The organism is Phenylobacterium deserti, assembly GCF_003254705.1.
In the GTDB taxonomy this organism is placed as follows: domain Bacteria; phylum Pseudomonadota; class Alphaproteobacteria; order Caulobacterales; family Caulobacteraceae; genus Phenylobacterium; species Phenylobacterium deserti.
The window spans coordinates 1,579,674-1,594,945 of the sequence record NZ_QFYR01000001.1; the positions used below are offsets into that span (position 1 = coordinate 1,579,674).

17 protein-coding genes are annotated in these 15,272 nt (G+C 69.9%); 11 read left to right on the forward strand and 6 right to left on the reverse strand.

Annotated features, from left to right (window positions below; genetic code table 11):
* Positions 1 to 42 precede the first annotated feature (42 nt).
* Positions 43 to 768, forward strand: a complete 726-nt coding sequence (locus DJ018_RS07990) for a glycosyltransferase family 2 protein (protein WP_111514292.1) — start codon at positions 43 to 45, stop codon at positions 766 to 768.
* Between the two features lie 181 nt (positions 769 to 949).
* Here DJ018_RS07990 and DJ018_RS07995 read toward each other — a convergent pair whose 3' ends face one another.
* Complete coding sequence (locus DJ018_RS07995; protein WP_240609479.1) at positions 950 to 1,285, reverse strand: hypothetical protein; 336 nt, start codon at positions 1,283 to 1,285, stop codon at positions 950 to 952.
* Between the two features lie 48 nt (positions 1,286 to 1,333).
* Positions 1,334 to 1,966: a polyhydroxyalkanoate synthesis repressor PhaR gene (gene phaR, locus DJ018_RS08000; protein WP_111514293.1), complete on the reverse strand. Its 633-nt coding sequence runs from the start codon at positions 1,964 to 1,966 to the stop codon at positions 1,334 to 1,336.
* A gap of 173 nt (positions 1,967 to 2,139) precedes the next feature.
* Here phaR and DJ018_RS08005 point away from each other — a divergent pair, with 173 nt between their 5' ends.
* The 3 genes from DJ018_RS08005 to DJ018_RS08015 all read left to right on the forward strand — a co-directional run bounded on the left by DJ018_RS08005 (position 2,140) and on the right by DJ018_RS08015 (position 4,966).
* Positions 2,140 to 3,315 (forward strand): acetyl-CoA C-acetyltransferase, encoded by a 1,176-nt coding sequence (locus DJ018_RS08005; protein ID WP_111514294.1) that lies wholly within the window; start codon positions 2,140 to 2,142, stop codon positions 3,313 to 3,315.
* Positions 3,316 to 3,429: 114 nt separating this feature from the next.
* Positions 3,430 to 4,155 (forward strand): beta-ketoacyl-ACP reductase, encoded by a 726-nt coding sequence (phbB, locus tag DJ018_RS08010; protein WP_111514295.1) that lies wholly within the window; start codon positions 3,430 to 3,432, stop codon positions 4,153 to 4,155.
* Between the two features lie 55 nt (positions 4,156 to 4,210).
* Complete coding sequence (locus tag DJ018_RS08015; protein WP_111514296.1) at positions 4,211 to 4,966, forward strand: DUF4908 domain-containing protein; 756 nt, start codon at positions 4,211 to 4,213, stop codon at positions 4,964 to 4,966.
* Between the two features lie 5 nt (positions 4,967 to 4,971).
* Here DJ018_RS08015 and gloB read toward each other — a convergent pair whose 3' ends face one another.
* The gene (gene gloB, locus DJ018_RS08020) at positions 4,972 to 5,733 is read right to left on the reverse strand and encodes a hydroxyacylglutathione hydrolase (RefSeq protein WP_111514297.1); all 762 of its coding nucleotides are present in this window, start codon (positions 5,731 to 5,733) and stop codon (positions 4,972 to 4,974) included.
* Positions 5,734 to 5,817: 84 nt separating this feature from the next.
* Between gloB and DJ018_RS08025 the strand changes: the two genes are divergently transcribed.
* Both DJ018_RS08025 and DJ018_RS08030 read left to right on the forward strand, forming a co-directional pair.
* The gene (locus tag DJ018_RS08025) at positions 5,818 to 6,603 is read left to right on the forward strand and encodes a class I SAM-dependent methyltransferase (protein WP_111514298.1); all 786 of its coding nucleotides are present in this window, start codon (positions 5,818 to 5,820) and stop codon (positions 6,601 to 6,603) included.
* Positions 6,604 to 6,645: 42 nt separating this feature from the next.
* The gene (locus tag DJ018_RS08030; RefSeq protein ID WP_111514299.1) at positions 6,646 to 6,990 is read left to right on the forward strand and encodes a P-II family nitrogen regulator; all 345 of its coding nucleotides are present in this window, start codon (positions 6,646 to 6,648) and stop codon (positions 6,988 to 6,990) included.
* On the opposite strand, the gene metW is transcribed toward DJ018_RS08030, so the two are convergent.
* Both metW and metX read right to left on the reverse strand, forming a co-directional pair.
* Positions 6,987 to 7,697, reverse strand: coding sequence for a methionine biosynthesis protein MetW (gene metW, locus DJ018_RS08035; protein ID WP_111514300.1), 711 nt, complete (start codon positions 7,695 to 7,697; stop codon positions 6,987 to 6,989). The genes DJ018_RS08030 and metW overlap by 4 nt on opposite strands.
* Positions 7,694 to 8,851, reverse strand: coding sequence for a homoserine O-acetyltransferase MetX (gene metX, locus DJ018_RS08040; RefSeq protein ID WP_111514301.1), 1,158 nt, complete (start codon positions 8,849 to 8,851; stop codon positions 7,694 to 7,696). Before metX ends, metW begins: the two co-directional genes overlap by 4 nt.
* Positions 8,852 to 8,943: 92 nt before the next feature.
* Here metX and DJ018_RS08045 point away from each other — a divergent pair, with 92 nt between their 5' ends.
* From DJ018_RS08045 to DJ018_RS08060, 4 genes are all read left to right on the forward strand, one after another.
* Entirely contained in the window at positions 8,944 to 9,441 is a 498-nt protein-coding gene (locus tag DJ018_RS08045; RefSeq protein ID WP_111514302.1) for a SixA phosphatase family protein, read from the forward strand.
* Complete coding sequence (locus tag DJ018_RS08050; RefSeq protein WP_111514303.1) at positions 9,438 to 9,779, forward strand: DUF952 domain-containing protein; 342 nt, start codon at positions 9,438 to 9,440, stop codon at positions 9,777 to 9,779. Before DJ018_RS08045 ends, DJ018_RS08050 begins: the two co-directional genes overlap by 4 nt.
* A gap of 2 nt (positions 9,780 to 9,781) precedes the next feature.
* Positions 9,782 to 10,819, forward strand: a complete 1,038-nt coding sequence (locus DJ018_RS08055; protein ID WP_111514736.1) for a quinone-dependent dihydroorotate dehydrogenase — start codon at positions 9,782 to 9,784, stop codon at positions 10,817 to 10,819.
* A gap of 75 nt (positions 10,820 to 10,894) precedes the next feature.
* Complete coding sequence (locus DJ018_RS08060) at positions 10,895 to 12,382, forward strand: sensor histidine kinase (RefSeq protein WP_111514304.1); 1,488 nt, start codon at positions 10,895 to 10,897, stop codon at positions 12,380 to 12,382.
* Here the strand turns inward: DJ018_RS08060 and ggt are convergent.
* Entirely contained in the window at positions 12,379 to 14,115 is a 1,737-nt protein-coding gene (ggt, locus tag DJ018_RS08065) for a gamma-glutamyltransferase (RefSeq protein WP_165842826.1), read from the reverse strand. The two genes, DJ018_RS08060 and ggt, sit on opposite strands and share 4 nt — an antisense overlap.
* An 85-nt stretch (positions 14,116 to 14,200) precedes the next feature.
* On the opposite strand from ggt, the gene DJ018_RS08070 reads away from it, so the two are divergent.
* On the forward strand, positions 14,201 to 15,235 hold the full coding sequence (locus tag DJ018_RS08070) for a P1 family peptidase (RefSeq protein WP_111514305.1): 1,035 nt from the start codon (positions 14,201 to 14,203) through the stop codon (positions 15,233 to 15,235).
* Positions 15,236 to 15,272 lie beyond the last annotated feature (37 nt).

Here is a 15,272-nt window from a genome sequence, read left to right on the forward strand (position 1 = left end):
CACGATCCTTCCTTAAGCCGCCTTTTCCGCTATGGAACGGCGATGGTTCAAGCGCCCGACATCTCTGTGGTGGTTCCCGTCTTCGACGAAGAGGGCGCGGCCCCCGCTCTGGCGCGGGAAATCGCCGCCGCCTTTGCAGGCCGGAACTTCGAGATCGTGTTCGTGGACGACGCCAGCCGGGACAACACTCGTGCGGTGCTCACGGCGCTGAAGGGCGAGATCCCTGAGCTTCGCGTGCTGGCTCACCGCAAGAACTCGGGCCAGAGCCGGGCCATCCGGTCGGGCATCCTGGGCGCTCGTGGCCCGGTGGTGGTCACGCTGGACGGCGACGGGCAGAACGATCCGGCCGACGGGCCCAAGCTGGTGGACGCGCTGCTCGCCGGCCCGCCCGAGCTTGCCCTTGTGGGCGGCGAGCGGGTCAAGCGCCAGGACAGCCAGGCCAAGAAGATCGCCTCCAAGCTCGGCAACGGCGTCCGCAAGCGGCTGCTGAACGATACCGCCAACGACACGGGGTGCGGCCTGAAGGCGTTCCGGCGCGAAGCCTTCCTGCGGCTTCCCTACTTCGACCACATCCACCGCTACCTGCCGGCCTTGATGCTGCGCGAGGGCTACCAGACGGCGTTCATGCCCGTGCACCACCGGCATCGGCAGACCGGCCGGTCGAAATATACGAACCTCGGCCGCCTGTGGGCGTCGCTGTCGGACCTGCTGGGCGTCATGTGGCTGCAGACCCGCGCCCGCAATCCGCAGGGCGTGGACGAAGCCTGACGCAGGCCAGGATCAGGTCAGGGCCGTGAAGATCAGGGTGACCACGGCCAGGTCGATGAAGCGGAAGAACTTGCGCATGGCCGCCGCAACGCAAGAGCGGCGCCAGCTTCGTCACAGGGGGCGGTGAATCCGTTCGGCTGACGGGGCGAGAGCTGCCGGGCAGGGCTTGCCGCCCAGCGGCTCAGATTTCCGTCTTGGCCTTTGCGCCCTTGGGCGCGCGGCGATCCTTGGCGCCAGACCATTCGGCGCGATTGTAGCTGGTCTGGGCGGTGTCGATCGCCTGCGGTCCGGCCTTGAGGCCGCGCTTCTGTCCGTCTTGCCCCAGCAGCTGGGCGGCGAACACGGCCGCGGCGGGCGCGACCGGCTCCGGCTCGTGCACCGTGCGCGGCGCGTCTACCGGAACCGGCAGGTTGGCCGCGTCCGCCTCCTGCGCGCCCTCGCGCCGCGCAGCTTCGGAAGCTTTGCGGGCGCGGCGCAATTGCGCCGCACGGCGGATGGGATCGATCGGGGACGTCATCTCGGCGGCATCTTTAGCAAGCGAGGTTAAGGAGAACCTTCGCGCGCCTCAGCCCTTGGACGCCAGCTTCTCGATCTGCGCCTGCATCTCCTCCATGCGCTTGCGCAGGTCCGCCAGGGCGTCGTCGGCGGCCGGCGCCGCCGGCTCGGCCTTGGCGGCCGGCGCGGGCTCGTCCGCACGTCCGGGCTGAGGCGCGCTGTAGGCGAAGGGCGAGAACATCTTCATGGCCCGGTCGAACAGCGCCAGGTTCTGGCGGATCTGCTCGTCATAGGCGCCGATGCCGCCGGCCATGCCGGCGCTCTGGCCCAGGTTGGAAAACTGGTTGCGCATCCGCTCCTGCTGCTGCGCGAACGTCGCCAGCGACAGCTCCAGATAGCTCGGCAGGAAAGCCTGCATGGAGTTGCCGTAGAAGCTGATCAGCTGTCGGAGAAACTGGATCGGCAGCAGGCTCTGACCCTGGCTCTCTTCTTCGAAGATGATCTGGGTCAGGACGGTGCGGGTGATGTCCTCGTTGGTCTTGGCGTCGTAGACCACGAAGTCGACGCCCTGCTTCACCATCTCGGCCAGATGTTCGAGGGTGACGTAGGAAGAGGAGGCGGTGTTGTAGAGACGCCGGTTGGCGTACTTCTTGATGACGACGCGCTCGCCCGGCGCTCCGCCGCTGTCCTGGGTCTCGGCCATCCCCGTTTCCTCTTGTCGGGCCGGCTGCGGGATGCGCCCGTCCGGCTTCGCAGCGCAGTATCGCGGATGCGAGCGCAATGGCAAATGTTCCAGAAGTTGCCGCTGGCGCTTGCTTCACCGCCCGCCGTTCCGGATAGATGCAGATACCGCCGAAATCGCATCAAGGATCCGCCATGACCGACGTCGTCATCGTCTCCGCCGTCCGCACGCCCGTGGGCTCGTTCAATGGCGCGCTGTCCTCGCTGCCTGCGCATGAACTCGGCAAGGTGGCGATCCAGGCCGCGGTGGAGCGGGCCGGCATCTCGGCCGCCGACGTCGAGGAAGTGATCATGGGCCAGGTGCTGCAGGCCGGCGCCGGCCAGGGCCCGGCCCGTCAGGCCGCGGTGAACGCCGGCATCCCGGTGGAAGCGCCGGCGTGGAGCCTGAACCAGCTCTGCGGCTCGGGCCTGCGGGCCGTGGCGCTCGCCGCCCAGCAGATCAAGGACGGCGCGGCCAATGTCGTGGTCGCCGGCGGTCAGGAAAGCATGAGCCAGTCGCCCCATGCCGCCCAGCTGCGCAACGGCCAGAAGATGGGCGACCTGTCCTTCACCGACACCATGATCAAGGACGGGCTGTGGGACGCCTTCCACGGCTATCACATGGGCCAGACGGCGGAGAACATCGCCGCCCGTTGGCAGATCACCCGCGAGGACCAGGACCGCTTCGCCGTCGCCTCGCAGAACCGCGCCGAGGCCGCCCAGAAGGCCGGCAAGTTCGCCGACGAGATCACCCCGGTGACCATCAAGGGCCGCAAGGGCGACACGGTGGTCGACCAGGACGAGTACATCCGCCACGGCGTGACGATCGACGGCATCTCGGGCCTGCGCCCGGCTTTCAACAAGGAAGGCTCGGTCACCGCCGCCAACGCCTCCGGCATCAATGACGGCGCCGCCGCGCTGGTGCTGATGAGCGCCGACGAGGCCGCCAAGCGGGGGCTGAAGCCGCTGGCCCGCATCGTTTCCTACGCCAACGCCGGGGTCGAGCCGGAGATCATGGGCACGGGCCCGATTCCCGCCAGCCGCAAGGCGCTGGAAAAGGCCGGCTGGAGCGTCGGCGATCTCGACCTCGTGGAATCCAACGAGGCCTTCGCGGCGCAATCGCTTTGCGTGGTGCGCGACCTCGGCCTCGATCCGGAGAAGGTGAACGTCAACGGCGGCGCCATCGCGATCGGGCACCCGATCGGTGCGTCGGGTGCGCGCATCCTGACCACCCTACTGCACGAGATGAAGCGTTCCGGCGCCGCCAAGGGTCTGGCCACGCTTTGCGTCGGCGGCGGGATGGGCGTCGCCATGTGCGTGGAAAAGGTCTGATCGGCGGCCTGTCCGCCGGCGAACGTTGCAATCACCGAATAGGACGGCGAGACCGCTGAAAGCGGCGCCGTCCACCAGCGCCGGACACACCGGCGTTCTTTAGGGAGGAAGACGATGGCGAGAGTGGCTCTGGTCACGGGCGGGACCCGCGGCATCGGCAAGGCGATCGTCGAGCGGCTGAAGGCCGACGGCATGAAGGTGGCCGCGGGCTACTCCGGCAACGACGCAGCCGCCGAGGCCTGCGCCCGCGAGCTCGACGTCATGGTGATCAAGGGCAACGTCGGCGTCTTCGAGGACTGCCAGCGGGCGGTTCAGGCCGTCGAGGCCGAGCTCGGCCCGATCGACGTGCTGGTGAACAACGCCGGCATCACGCGCGACGGCGTCTTCCACCGGATGACGCCCGAGCAGTGGGGTGAGGTCATCCGGGTCAACATGGACAGCCTGTTCAACATGACCCGCCAGGTGATCGACGGCATGCGCGAGCGCAGCTTCGGGCGGATCATCAACATCTCGTCGATCAACGGCCAGAAGGGCCAGGTCGGGCAGACCAACTACTCCGCGGCCAAGGCCGGCATGATCGGCTTCACCAAGGCGCTGGCCCTGGAAAACGCTCGCAAGGGCATCACCGTGAACTGCATCGCGCCGGGCTACATCGACACCGAGATGGTGCAGGCGGTGCCGGAGAAGGTGCTGGAAAGCATCATCGGTCAGATCCCCGTCGGACGCCTGGGGCATGGTGAGGAGATCGCCGACATGGTGGCCTTCCTCGCCGGCGAACGGGCCGGCTATGTGACCGGCGCTACGCTGGCGCTCAACGGCGGCCAGTACATGGTCGGCTGAGCGCCTCTGGGGCGTCCAAAAAGCGCCCCAGTCCAGCGGCATCCCCTTGCGGGTCATGACGGACGAGCCTCCGGCGCATTTTCGGGCGATGTTCGCAGCTGCGGCCCTCGCCGCGGCGGCTTTCGCCTCGCCTGCCGCGGCCCAGCAAGGCATCCGTCTGTTCGACCGGCCCACGGACGGGCGCCAGTTCACGGTTCCGCCCGTGGCGCGCTTCGTCGCGGAGGACGGGCAGCAGTTCGTGCTGGACCGCAGCCAGGGGCGGCCGCTTCTGAAGTTCGAGAACAGTCCTGAGATATGGGCCCTGCAGGCCCAGCCAGGGCCGCGTGGCGACGTCATCTACAAGAACGACCTGGGCGAGCCGGTGCTGCGCGCCACGCGGCTGGGCGGCATCACCGTCTTCACGGCGACGCGGCCGAGCGGATCGGCCGCCGCCCTGGCGGGGCAGGGATCGCCCCTGCGACTGTCGCAGCTGGGGCCGCAGGAACTGTTCGACCGGCTGGCGCAGGCCAGCGCGCGGGCGAGCCGGGCCGCGCGCCACGGAATCCTGTTCGACGCCGAAGCCAACCCGAACTCGTCGGCCCTGATCGCCGATGCGGCGACGGTGGCCAGCCTGGCCATCGTGCGGATCTCCAGCCGCGCGGAAGGGCGTACGCTGCTTCTGCGGCTGCGCCGGGTGTTCCTGACCGAAGGGCGCAGGGCCTCCGTTCAGATGCAGCACGAGACGCTGGTGATCACGGTGGCGCCCGGTCAAGGCATGGCGGGCCGCCCGTCGTCCGAACGCATCGTCACGGTGGCTGCGAACCGCCGCTGAGGCGGTCAGCCCCGGAAGGTGTCCTTGGCGGCGCGCACCGCCGCAAAGGCGTCCACGTCCGAGCCGTTGGTTACGCCGACGCGCGGAGCTAGCTTCGGCGCCCGCAGGAACGGATTGGTAGCTTTCTCGAGCCCGACGGTGGTCGGCACCGTCGCCTCTCCACGATCGCGCGCCGCGAACACGGCCTCGGCCCGCGCCGCGACCGCAGGGTCATCGTCCACCGACAAGGCGAAGCGTGCGTTGGAGGCGGTGTACTCGTGGGCGCAGAAGACCTGCGTGTCGTCGGGCAGGGCGGCGATGCGTTGCAGGCTGCTCCACATCTGCTCGGCCGTGCCTTCGAAGATGCGACCGCAGCCCATGGCGAAAAGGGTGTCGCCCACAAAGGCGATCCGGTCGTCCGCGTCGTAGTAGGCGATGTGCCCCAGGGTGTGGCCGCCGCTTTCCAGCACCTGGAATCGGGTCTCGCCCAGCAGCACCTCGTCGCCGCCGCGCACCTCGCGATCCAGGCTGGCGATGCGGGTCACCTCGGCCGGACCCACGACCTGGGCGCCCGTGGCCGCGACAATGTCGGCGTTGCCGCCGGCGTGGTCGGGATGCCAGTGGGTGTTCAGGATCAGCGACAGCTTCCAGCCGAGCTTCTTCAGCTCGCGCAGGATGGCTCCGGATTCCGGGGTATCGACGCAGGCGGCAAGTCCGCTCGCCTCGTCGCGCACAAGGAAGCCGTAGTTGTCGGAGAGACAGGGAAACTGATGAACCGTCAGCGGCACGGCGATCCTCCTGCGGACGCGACAAGGCCCCGCGAACCGATTTAGGTTGCCGCCCGCTTATAGTCGAGCAAAGCCGCCATACGCATGCGCAGGGACGTTCTGGAGCTCCGCCAATTCTACGCGTCTGACCTTGGCCGGGCAGCCCGCGCCATGGTCAAGCGCAAGGTCGTGGAGGCCTGGGGCGATGCGCACGGGCTGGACGTTCTGGCCCTGGGCTACGCCACCCCTTTCGTCAGTCACCTGACCTCTTCGGCGCGGCGGGTCGTGGCCGCCATGCCGGCCAGCCAGGGCGTGGAGGTCTGGCCCGCCGACGGCCGCAACCTGACCACCCTGGTTGCGGAAGACGCCTTTCCGTTCACCAACGCCCTGTTCGACCGCATCCTGCTGGCCCACGCCATCGAGGAGTGCTCCGACCCCGTCGGCTTCCTGCGGGAGGTCTGGCGCGTGCTGGCGCCCTCCGGCCGGGTGATCGTGGCGGTGGCGGCGCGCAACGGCATGTGGGCCGACGCGGAGAAGACGCCCTTCGGCCATGGCCGCCCCTACAGCCGCGGGCAGCTGGCCGAGCTGCTGCGCGAAGCCGAGCTGGAGCCGTCGGGTTGGACCCGCGCCCTTTATGTCCCGCCGCTCGGCTGGATGTCGGGCTGGGCCGAGGGGTTCGAGCAGGTGGGCTCGCGCATCTGGCCGGGCTTTGCAGGCGTGCTGCTCATGGAAGCGGTGAAGCAGAGCTTTGCGGTGAAACCCAAGGGCGTGCGCGTGCGCGCCCGGGTTGCACGTCCGGTGCTGGCGCCCGCGCCGGGAGCGGCGCCCGCGTCACGACGTCCCGAACCTGTGCTCGTGGCGCCACTTGGAGGCGCGAAGCGGAAGCCCTAGCCTGACTTAGGATTTGTTGCTCAGTACCGGAGACTTGCGCCCATGAAGATGATCATCGCGGTCATCAAACCCAGCCGCCTGGACGCGGTGCTGGACGCCGTGACGGAAGCCGGAGCCTCCGGCCTGACCGTCACCGAGGTGCGGGGGTATGGTCGCCAGCGGGGCAAGACCGAGGTCTATCGAGGCGCCGAATACGAAATCAAGCTGCTGCCGAAAGTGAAACTGGAGATCGCCGTGCCGACGGATGTGGCCGACGCGGTGGTGGAAGCGATCACCCGCACGGCCAACAGCGGCAAGATCGGCGACGGCAAGGTGTTCGTGCTGGACCTTGAACAGGCGCTGCGCATCCGCACCGGCGACATGGGCGCCGCCGCGATCACCGGCTAGGCGCGGCGGCGACGGCGCTTCGGCGCTTCCGGCTCGGCGGCGGGCAGAGCCACTTCGCCGAACAGGTCCGTCGGCACCGCGCCTGCGCGCTCCTCCGTCCGCCGGCTGAGGAGAAACAGGGCGGTTTCCGAGCGCCAGTTCTCCAGCGGCTTGGTCGGGTCGATCGGCCGGGCGGACTTGCCGGTTACCAGCGCCGCGCAGGCGTCGATCCGCAGGTCGAGCTCGCGGCAGAGATCGACGAAGTCCTTCAGGGTGCAGAGGTGGATGTTGGGCGTGGAGTACCAGGGGTCCGGCAGGGCCCGGGTCTCCGGCATGCGTCCCGTCACCATCAGCGAGGCGCGAACCCGCCAGTGTCCGAAGTTGGGCACCGAGACCACCGCCTGGTCGGCGATGCGCAGCAGCTCCGACAGCACGTGCTTGGGCTCGCGCATCTGCTGCAGGGTCTTGGACAGGATGGCGTAGTCGAAGGACCGGGTCGGGAAGTGGTCCAGGTCGCGGTCGCCGTCGCCCTGCACCACGGCCAGGCCGCGGGCCAGGCAGGCGGCGACGCCCGCCGGGCTGATCTCCAGGCCCTGGCCGTCCACGCTCTTTTCGCGGGTGAGCAGCTCCAGCAGCTCGCCCTCGCCGCAGCCCACGTCGAGCACGCGCGCGCCGGGACGCACCAGGCGCAGGATCTCGCGGAAGTCCTCGCGGGTGGTGGCGATCACGGCAGGCCTCGCGCCTGAGCCGCAGAGCCCAGGAAGCCGCGAAGGGTGCGGTCCAGCTCCGGCTCATCAAGGAAGAAGGCGTCGTGGCCCTTGTCCGTCTCGATCTCAACGAAGCTGGCCCGGCAGCCGGCGGCGTTCAGGGCGCGCACGATGTCCCGGCTTTCCGCGGTGGAGTAGAGCCAGTCCGAGGAGAATGAGAGCACGCAGAAGCGCACGTCCCGCGCGCGCCGGAACGCCTGCGCCAGCACCCCGCCGTGCTGGGAGGCGAGGTCGAAGTAGTCCAGGGCCCGAGTGATGTAGAGGTAGGTGTTTGCGTCGAAGCGATCGACGAAGCTGGCGCCCTGGTGGCGCAGGTAGCTTTCCACCTGGAAGTCGGCGTCGAAGCCCCAGGACAGGCCGTCGCGCTGCAGCTCGCGGCCGAACTTCCGCTGCAGGGCGACTTCCGACAGGTAGGTGATGTGCGCAGCCATGCGGGCGACCGCCAGGCCCTTGGACGGGCTGACGCCGTGCCGCTCGTAGTCGCCGCCGCGCCAGTCCGGATCGGCCATCACCGCCTGGCGGCCCACTTCGTGGAAGGCGATGTTCTGGGCCGAGTGACGCGGCGCCGCCGCCATGCACACGGCGCTGAACATCCGCTCGGGAAAGTCCGCCGCCCACTGAAGCACCTGCATGCCGCCCATGGATCCGCCCACGACGGCGAACAGCTTCTCGATGCCGAGCGCCCCGACCAGCATGGCCTGGGCGCGGACCATGTCGGCGATGGTGATGACCGGGAACGACAGCGCGTAGGGCGCGCCCGTCTTCGGGTTGGTCGAGGAAGGGCCGGTGGAGCCCATGCATCCGCCCACCACGTTGGAGCAGATGACGAAGTAGCGATCCGTATCGAGCGGAAGTCCGGGGCCCACGAAACGGCTCCACCACCCGGGCTTGCCGGTGGCAGGGTGCGGCGAGGCCAGATGCTGGTCGCCGGTCAGGGCGTGGCACACCAGCACCGCGTTGGAGCGGTCTTCGTTCAGGCGGCCATAAGTCTTGTAGGCGATCTCCAGCGGCTCAAGCGTCGCGCCCGAATCCAGGCGCAGTCCCTTGCCAGCCGGAAACCGGTAGGTCCCGCCGTTGACCTCGATGGCTGGAGTGGCGGTCGCCGGAGCGGTCATGCTGGCCTTGGACCGCCAACCTCTTTCAGTGTCAATGGCTTCGCAGCGCAGACACCTGCGGCTATGACGTCCCGCGCGAAGGCGGAGCATTCATGGACCGGTTGATCCTGTTCCGGCACGGCAAGGCCGAACCGGACTCTTTCAGCGGCGACGATTTCGATCGGCGCCTTCAGCCGCGCGGCCAGAGCGAGGCTGCGGAAATGGGCGAGCGCCTTGCGGCGCAGGGCGTAGCGGTCGATCTCGTGCTGGTCTCGGCGGCGGAACGCACTCGCGAGACCTGGGACGCGCTGGCCGCCGCCTTTCCGCAGGCCGAGGTGCGGTTCGAAGACGACCTCTACCTCGCCGAATCGGCCGCCATCCGCCGGATCGCCGAAGCGGCGGGCGCCGATCGCAAGGCGGTCATGGTGGTCGGCCATAATCCGGGCCTGCACGAACTGACCCTGCGCCTGATGCTGGAAGGCGGCGCCGATCCGGCGCTGTTCAGCAAGGCGCAACGCAACTTCCCGACCGCCGCCGTCGCCCTGTTCGCCATCGGACCGGACGGCCGCCCGCAGGCGGAGGACCTTCTGCTTCCGGAGCGCTGGGCGTGAGCCGCATTTATAAGATCCTGCCGCGCAGCGAGTGGACCGCAGCCCAGGCGGCTGGCGCCTTCAACGGGTCGGCCATCGATCTGGCGGACGGGTTCATTCATTTCTCCACGGGCTCGCAGGCCGGCGAAACCGCCCGGCGGCATTTCGCCGGCGTCGGGGACCTCATCGTGCTGGAAGTGGAAGGCGACCGGCTGGGGGAGACGCTTCGCTGGGAGCCCTCGCGGGGCGGCGACCTGTTCCCGCACCTCTACGGGCCATTGCTGACCTCGGACGTCTGCGGCGTCACCGAAGCGCCGCTTGGACCCGACGGCGTTCCCCAGATCGGAGACCTCGCTTGAGCCTGCTGCACGGCCTCGCCACCGCCGCCCTGCGAACCCAGGATCCGGAAGACGCCCACCGCCTCGCCATTCGCGCCCTGAAGGCTGGGCTCGGGCCCAGTTCGGCGGCCGACGATCCGATCCTCGCGACCGAGGTCGCGGGCTTGAAGCTGCCCAACGTGGTGGGCCTCGGCGCCGGGTTCGACAAGAACGCCGAGGTGTTCGGGCCGATGCTGCGCGCCGGCTTCGGCTTCGTGGAATGCGGCACCGTTACGCCCAAGCCCCAGGCGGGCAATCCGCGCCCGCGGCTTTTCCGGCTCACGGAGGACCGGGCGGTGATCAACCGCATGGGCTTCAACAACGATGGGCTGGAGACCTTCGCCGCGCGACTGGCGCGCCGCGGGCCGGGAGTCGTCGGAGCCAACATCGGGGCCAACAAGGACGCCGAGGATCGGATCGGCGACTACGTGACGGGGCTGACGCGCCTGTGGGGCCAGGCGTCCTACTTCACCATCAACATCTCCTCGCCCAACACGCCCGGCCTACGGGCGCTGCAGACCCGGGCGGCGCTGGAAGAGCTTCTGGGCCGTCTGGCAGAGGCGCGGGACGCCCTGCCGGCGCAGGGGCGCGCGCCCATGTTCCTGAAGGTGGCGCCGGACCTGGAGAGCGGGGAGGTGGAGGCGATCACCGAGACGGTGGTCGCTCACGGCCTCTCGGGGATCATCGTCTCCAACACCACGATCTCGCGGCCGGCGCTCGGCTCGCGGTTCCGGGACGAGACCGGCGGCCTTTCGGGGACGCCGCTGACGGAGATGTCGACGCGCGTGCTTGCCGAGTTCGCCGCCGCCGCAGCCGGCCGGGTGGCGCTGATCGGCGTCGGCGGGATCGGCTCGGGCGCGGACGCCTACGCCAAGATCCGGGCCGGCGCCTCGGCGGTTCAGCTCTATTCCGCCCTGGTGTTCGAAGGGCCCGGACTGGTCACGCGCATCAAGCGGGAGCTCGCCGAACGTCTGCGGGCGGATGGCTTTGCAAGTGTCACGCAAGCGGTGGGCGCGAGATAGACAAGCTTCAGGAAGCGCTGGGCTATAACCTCACCCGCGTTGCCGAAGCGGCCGGGCTGGATTAACGGGTTGCTCATGGCGGACGCCGCAACGCCGCAGGACCAGCCCCGGCTTTCCCGGCGACGCTTCTTTTGGCCGGGCGGCCTTTCGGCGCGTCTGCTGATCCTCACAATTCTATTCGTCGCCCTGGGCGGTTCGTTGGCGCTGCCGGCGGCGCTCGCCGCTTATGAACGGCAGTGGCTGCTGGACCGCGTGCGGGCTGCCGAACTCGCCTCGCTGGCGCCTGAAGTCGCGCCCGACCGCGTGGTCAGCGAACAGCTGAAGACCGAGTTGCTGCGCGGGGCCGGCGTGGAGATCGTGGCCATCTCCCAGGACGGTATTCGTTCGCTGGTGTTCTCCGGCCCGCGAACCCCGCAACAGGCGCCCTACCTCGTGGACCTGCGCGACCGGGCGCCGGGGCTTGGCGTCTTCGCGCCGTTCCGCACCCTCTTCGGGCCGGAAGGTCGTCGCATGCGGGTGATGGCTGAGCCGCGTTTCCGGCAGGCGGATTTCATCGAGTTCGTGGCGCCGGACACCGAGCTTCGTCGAGTCCTCGCCGGCTATCTGTGGCGGCTGGTGCTGATTGTGGCGTTCGTGTCCACCATGGCCGGGCTGCTGGTCTACCTGACCCTGAACCTCTTCCTGGTGCGGCCCATGCAGCGGATCACCCGCTCCATGGAGCGCTTCCGGGCCGATCCCGATGATCCGGAGGCGCGGATCGAAATCTCCGGCCGTCGCGACGAAATCGGCCGCGCGGAAGCTGAGCTCGACCGCATGCAGGCGGACCTTCGGGTGGCGCTGAACTCGCGCGCCCGTTTGGCCGCGCTGGGCGAGGCCGTGGCCAAGATCAACCACGACCTGCGGAACATGCTGACCAGCGCCCAGATCGCCTCCGAGAGGCTGGCCGCGCTGAAGGACCCCAAGGTCACCCAGGCCCTGCCGCGCCTGGAACGGGCTCTGGATCGTGCTGTGAAGCTGGCGTCAGGCGTGCTGGCCTACGGCAAGAGCCAGGAGCCGCCGCCGGATCCCAAGCCCGTCCGTCTGGTTGACATCCTGGAGGCCGCCGCCGAAGAGGCGCGGCTGTCGGACGAGGGCGTCCGGCTGGTCTGCGAAGTGGGGCGCACCGACCAGGTGCTGGCTGATCCCGACCAGCTGCATCGGATCCTGGCGAACCTCCTGCGCAACGCGCGGCAGGTGATCGAGGCGCAGGAAGGCCGCAAGGAGCCTGGGCGCATCCGGGTCAGCCTGACCCAGGCGGAGAACGTCTCGCTGATCCACGTGGCGGACAATGGACCGGGCGTGCCGGAGCGGGCGCGCGACCGGCTGTTCCTGCCGTTCTCCGGATCCAGCCGACCGGACGGCGCGGGCCTGGGCCTGGCGATCGCCCGCGAGCTGGCGCAGGGCCATGGCGGGGATCTCTCGCTCGCTGACAGCGGACCGTCGGGCGCGGTGTTCGAGATCCGGTTGCCGGGCGCGCCCGTAAAGGCCGGCGCGCGCGGGCGTTCGGCCAGATCGCAGGCTTAAGGCGCGCGGGCCACGCCTTCGCGCCGCGGGTCGGCCGCGCCGCGCAGGCCCTGCGGCGTCACCTCGATCCCATGCAGCCCCGAGCCTTCGGCGCTGACGCTGCGCGCCAGCACCACGCCTTTGGCGGCCAGCGCCTGGGTCAGCTCCGGCGAGAACTTGTCGACCTCGGCCCCGTACTGCTCGCCGCGCGAGATCAGGTTCGGCAGGCTGATGGCGTCCTGCACGGGCATCTTCCAGTCGAGCATCGCGACCAGCGCCTTGAGGTTATAGGCCAGGATGGCTGGGCCGCCGGGCGAGCCGACCGCCGCAACGAACCGGCCCTGGCGGTCCAGCACGATGGCCGGCGCCATGGACGAGCGCGGCCGCTTTCCGGGGGCCACGGCGTTCGCCGCCGGTGCGCCGTCTGGGTCAGCGGGCGACAGAGAGAAGTCGGTGAGCTGGTTGTTCAGGAAGAAGCCGGCGACCATCCGACCCGAGCCGAAGATGCTCTCCACCGTGGTGGTCATGGAGACCACATCGCCATCGTTGTCGACGATCACGAAGTGGGTGGTGCCCGCCGGCTCGGCCGTGCGGTCGACGCCCCTGGCCGGCGCGCCTCGCGGCCTGCCGGGCGCGGGCGCCGGACCCGCCGTGGCCCCGATCAGGGCGGCGCGCTGGTCCAGGTAGGCCGGCTCGAGCAGACCATCCTGCGGCACCTGCACGAAATCCGGGTCGGCGATGTAGCGGTCGCGGTCGGCGTACATCAGGCGGCTGGCCTGCGAGAACAGGTACCAGCCCTGCGCATCGTTCGGATGCGATCCGATGTCCGTACGCTCCAGGATGCCGAGGCCTTCCAGAACCGCAGGGCCGCCCGAGGGCGCCGGCGGCGTGCAGACCACGTAGATGCGATAGGGACGGCAAAGACCCGGCGTGGCCTTGGGCTTGTAGCTCTTCAGGTCCGCCAGGGTCATAGAGCCGGGAAGCGGACCTTCCTGCAGCTTGGCGACAATGGCTTGGGCCACCGAGCCCTCGAGGATCGCTTTCGGGCCCTCGGCGGCGATCTTGCGGACCGTGGCCGCGTAGGCTGGATTGCGGAAGGTCTCGCCTGCCTTGATGCGGGTCCCGTCCGGCTTGGTGAAATAGGCGGTGGCGTCCGGCGACCGGGCTTGGGGCGAGGAGCCGTTGGCGGCCGCGCCCATGCGCTGCGGCACGACGAAGCCTTCGTCGGCCAGCCGTTCGGCGTCGGTGAACAGGGTGTTCCAGGGAAGCTTGCCATGCTGGCTCTGCGCCAGCGACAGCATGGCCACGGCCCCTGGTACGCCGGTGGAGCGTCCGCTGAGGATGGCGGTCCGCATGTCCAGCGGACGGCCGTTCGGGCCCAGGAACATCTCCGGCGAAGCGCCCGCCGGCGCGGTCTCGCGGCCGTTGTAGGCGGTCACCCGGCGGGTCTTGGAGTCGTAGAAGGTCATGAAGGCGCCGCCGCCCAGCCCCGAGCTCTGCGGCTCCACCAGGCCAAGCACGGCCTGGACGGCCACCGCGGCGTCCACCGCGCTGCCGCCGCGGCGCAGGACGTTCAGCCCGGCCTCCACCGCCATGGGGTTGGCGGCCGCCACCATCGCCTTCGGACCCGCGGAGGCGGCTGGGGCGGAGGGCGCTGCGGCGATCGGCGGCGGGGTCTGCTGCGGGACGCTGGAGCAGGCGGCGAGCAGGCCGGCGATGGCCAGGGCGGCCACGGTACGCGAGTTGGAAAACACGAGAGGAGACGCTCCACTGTTGGTGGCCGCACCATAGTGGGCGTGCGCTGCACAACCAACGCCGAGGGCGTCACGGAGACCGCATATGGAACCTGAACCGTACCAAGTGCGCCCCGGCGCCCGAAACCTGATCACCGATGTGCCCGGGTTGAAGGTGGGGCAGGCGCAGGCGGAGCTCGTTCGCACGGGCGTGACCGTGGTCCTGCCCGATGAGCGCGCGGTCTGCGCCTGCGACGTGCGGGGCGGCGGGCCCGGAACGCGGGAAACCGACGCCCTGGCGCCGGAGAACCTGGTCGACGCGGTCGACGCCGTAGTCCTGTCGGGCGGGTCGGTCTACGGCCTGGCGGCGGCGGACGGGGTGACAGCCTGGCTGGGCGCCCAGGGGCGCGGCTTCGAGGTGGCGCCGGGGGCTTCGTTTCCGCACTCGCCGGTGGTCCCCGCCGCGATCCTGTTCGACCTGGCCAATGGCGGCGACAAGCAGTGGGGAGGGGAGCCGCCCTATCGCGACCTGGGACGCGAGGCCGTACTGTCGGCAGGCGAGGCCTTCCGGCTGGGAACCGCTGGCGCGGGCTATGGCGCGATGGCCGGGGGGCTCAAGGGCGGCGTGGGGTCCGCGTCCGTCGTCAGCGCCGACGGCCTGACGGTCGGGGCCATCGTGGCGGTGAACTGCTGGGGCTCGGTCGTGGCCCCTGGCGGCCGCACCTTCTGGGCCGCGCCCTATGAGATCGGGTCGGAGTTCGGCGGCCTGGGCGCTCACGGGCTGGCGGCCGCTCCAGACGCATGGGGGCTCGCCAAGACAGCGGCTGAGCCGCGCAACACCACCATCGCCTGCGTGGCGACGGATGTGGCCCTGACGCCCGCCCAGGCGAAGCGGGTGGCCATCATGGCGCAGGACGGGATGGCGCGCGCCATCCGGCCGGTCCATGCGCCCTTCGACGGCGACGTGGTGTTCGCCCTTTCGACGGCGCGCCAGCCCTTGCCCGAGCCTGCCGCCTTCAGCCTCGCCCGGCTGGGCGCGCTGGCGGCGGACACCCTGGCGCGCGCCGTGGCCCGGGGCGTCTACGAGGCCTCGGCCTGGCCCGGGTCGGATGTCGCCTGCTGGAGCGCCCTGAAGCCCTAGGAGCCCCTCGCGCCTGCTGGTACAGTGACCAGCGTTA

Bases quoted from the DNA above. Each gene is read 5' to 3' on its own strand.
- DJ018_RS08030 (WP_111514299.1), top strand. From the start codon at position 6,646: ATGAAGATGATCATCGCGGTCATCAAACCCAGCCGCCTGGACGCGGTG.
- DJ018_RS08005 (WP_111514294.1), top strand. From the start codon at position 2,140: ATGACCGACGTCGTCATCGTCTCCGCCGTCCGCACGCCCGTGGGCTCG.
- DJ018_RS08025 (WP_111514298.1), top strand. From the start codon at position 5,818: ATGCGCAGGGACGTTCTGGAGCTCCGCCAATTCTACGCGTCTGACCTT.
- phbB (WP_111514295.1), top strand. From the start codon at position 3,430: ATGGCGAGAGTGGCTCTGGTCACGGGCGGGACCCGCGGCATCGGCAAG.
- phaR (WP_111514293.1), bottom strand. From the start codon at position 1,966: ATGGCCGAGACCCAGGACAGCGGCGGAGCGCCGGGCGAGCGCGTCGTC.
- metX (WP_111514301.1), bottom strand. From the start codon at position 8,851: ATGACCGCTCCGGCGACCGCCACTCCAGCCATCGAGGTCAACGGCGGG.
- DJ018_RS08045 (WP_111514302.1), top strand. From the start codon at position 8,944: ATGGACCGGTTGATCCTGTTCCGGCACGGCAAGGCCGAACCGGACTCT.
- DJ018_RS08070 (WP_111514305.1), top strand. From the start codon at position 14,201: ATGGAACCTGAACCGTACCAAGTGCGCCCCGGCGCCCGAAACCTGATC.
- DJ018_RS07990 (WP_111514292.1), top strand. From the start codon at position 43: ATGGTTCAAGCGCCCGACATCTCTGTGGTGGTTCCCGTCTTCGACGAA.
- DJ018_RS08060 (WP_111514304.1), top strand. From the start codon at position 10,895: ATGGCGGACGCCGCAACGCCGCAGGACCAGCCCCGGCTTTCCCGGCGA.
- DJ018_RS07995 (WP_240609479.1), bottom strand. From the start codon at position 1,285: ATGACGTCCCCGATCGATCCCATCCGCCGTGCGGCGCAATTGCGCCGC.
- DJ018_RS08015 (WP_111514296.1), top strand. From the start codon at position 4,211: ATGACGGACGAGCCTCCGGCGCATTTTCGGGCGATGTTCGCAGCTGCG.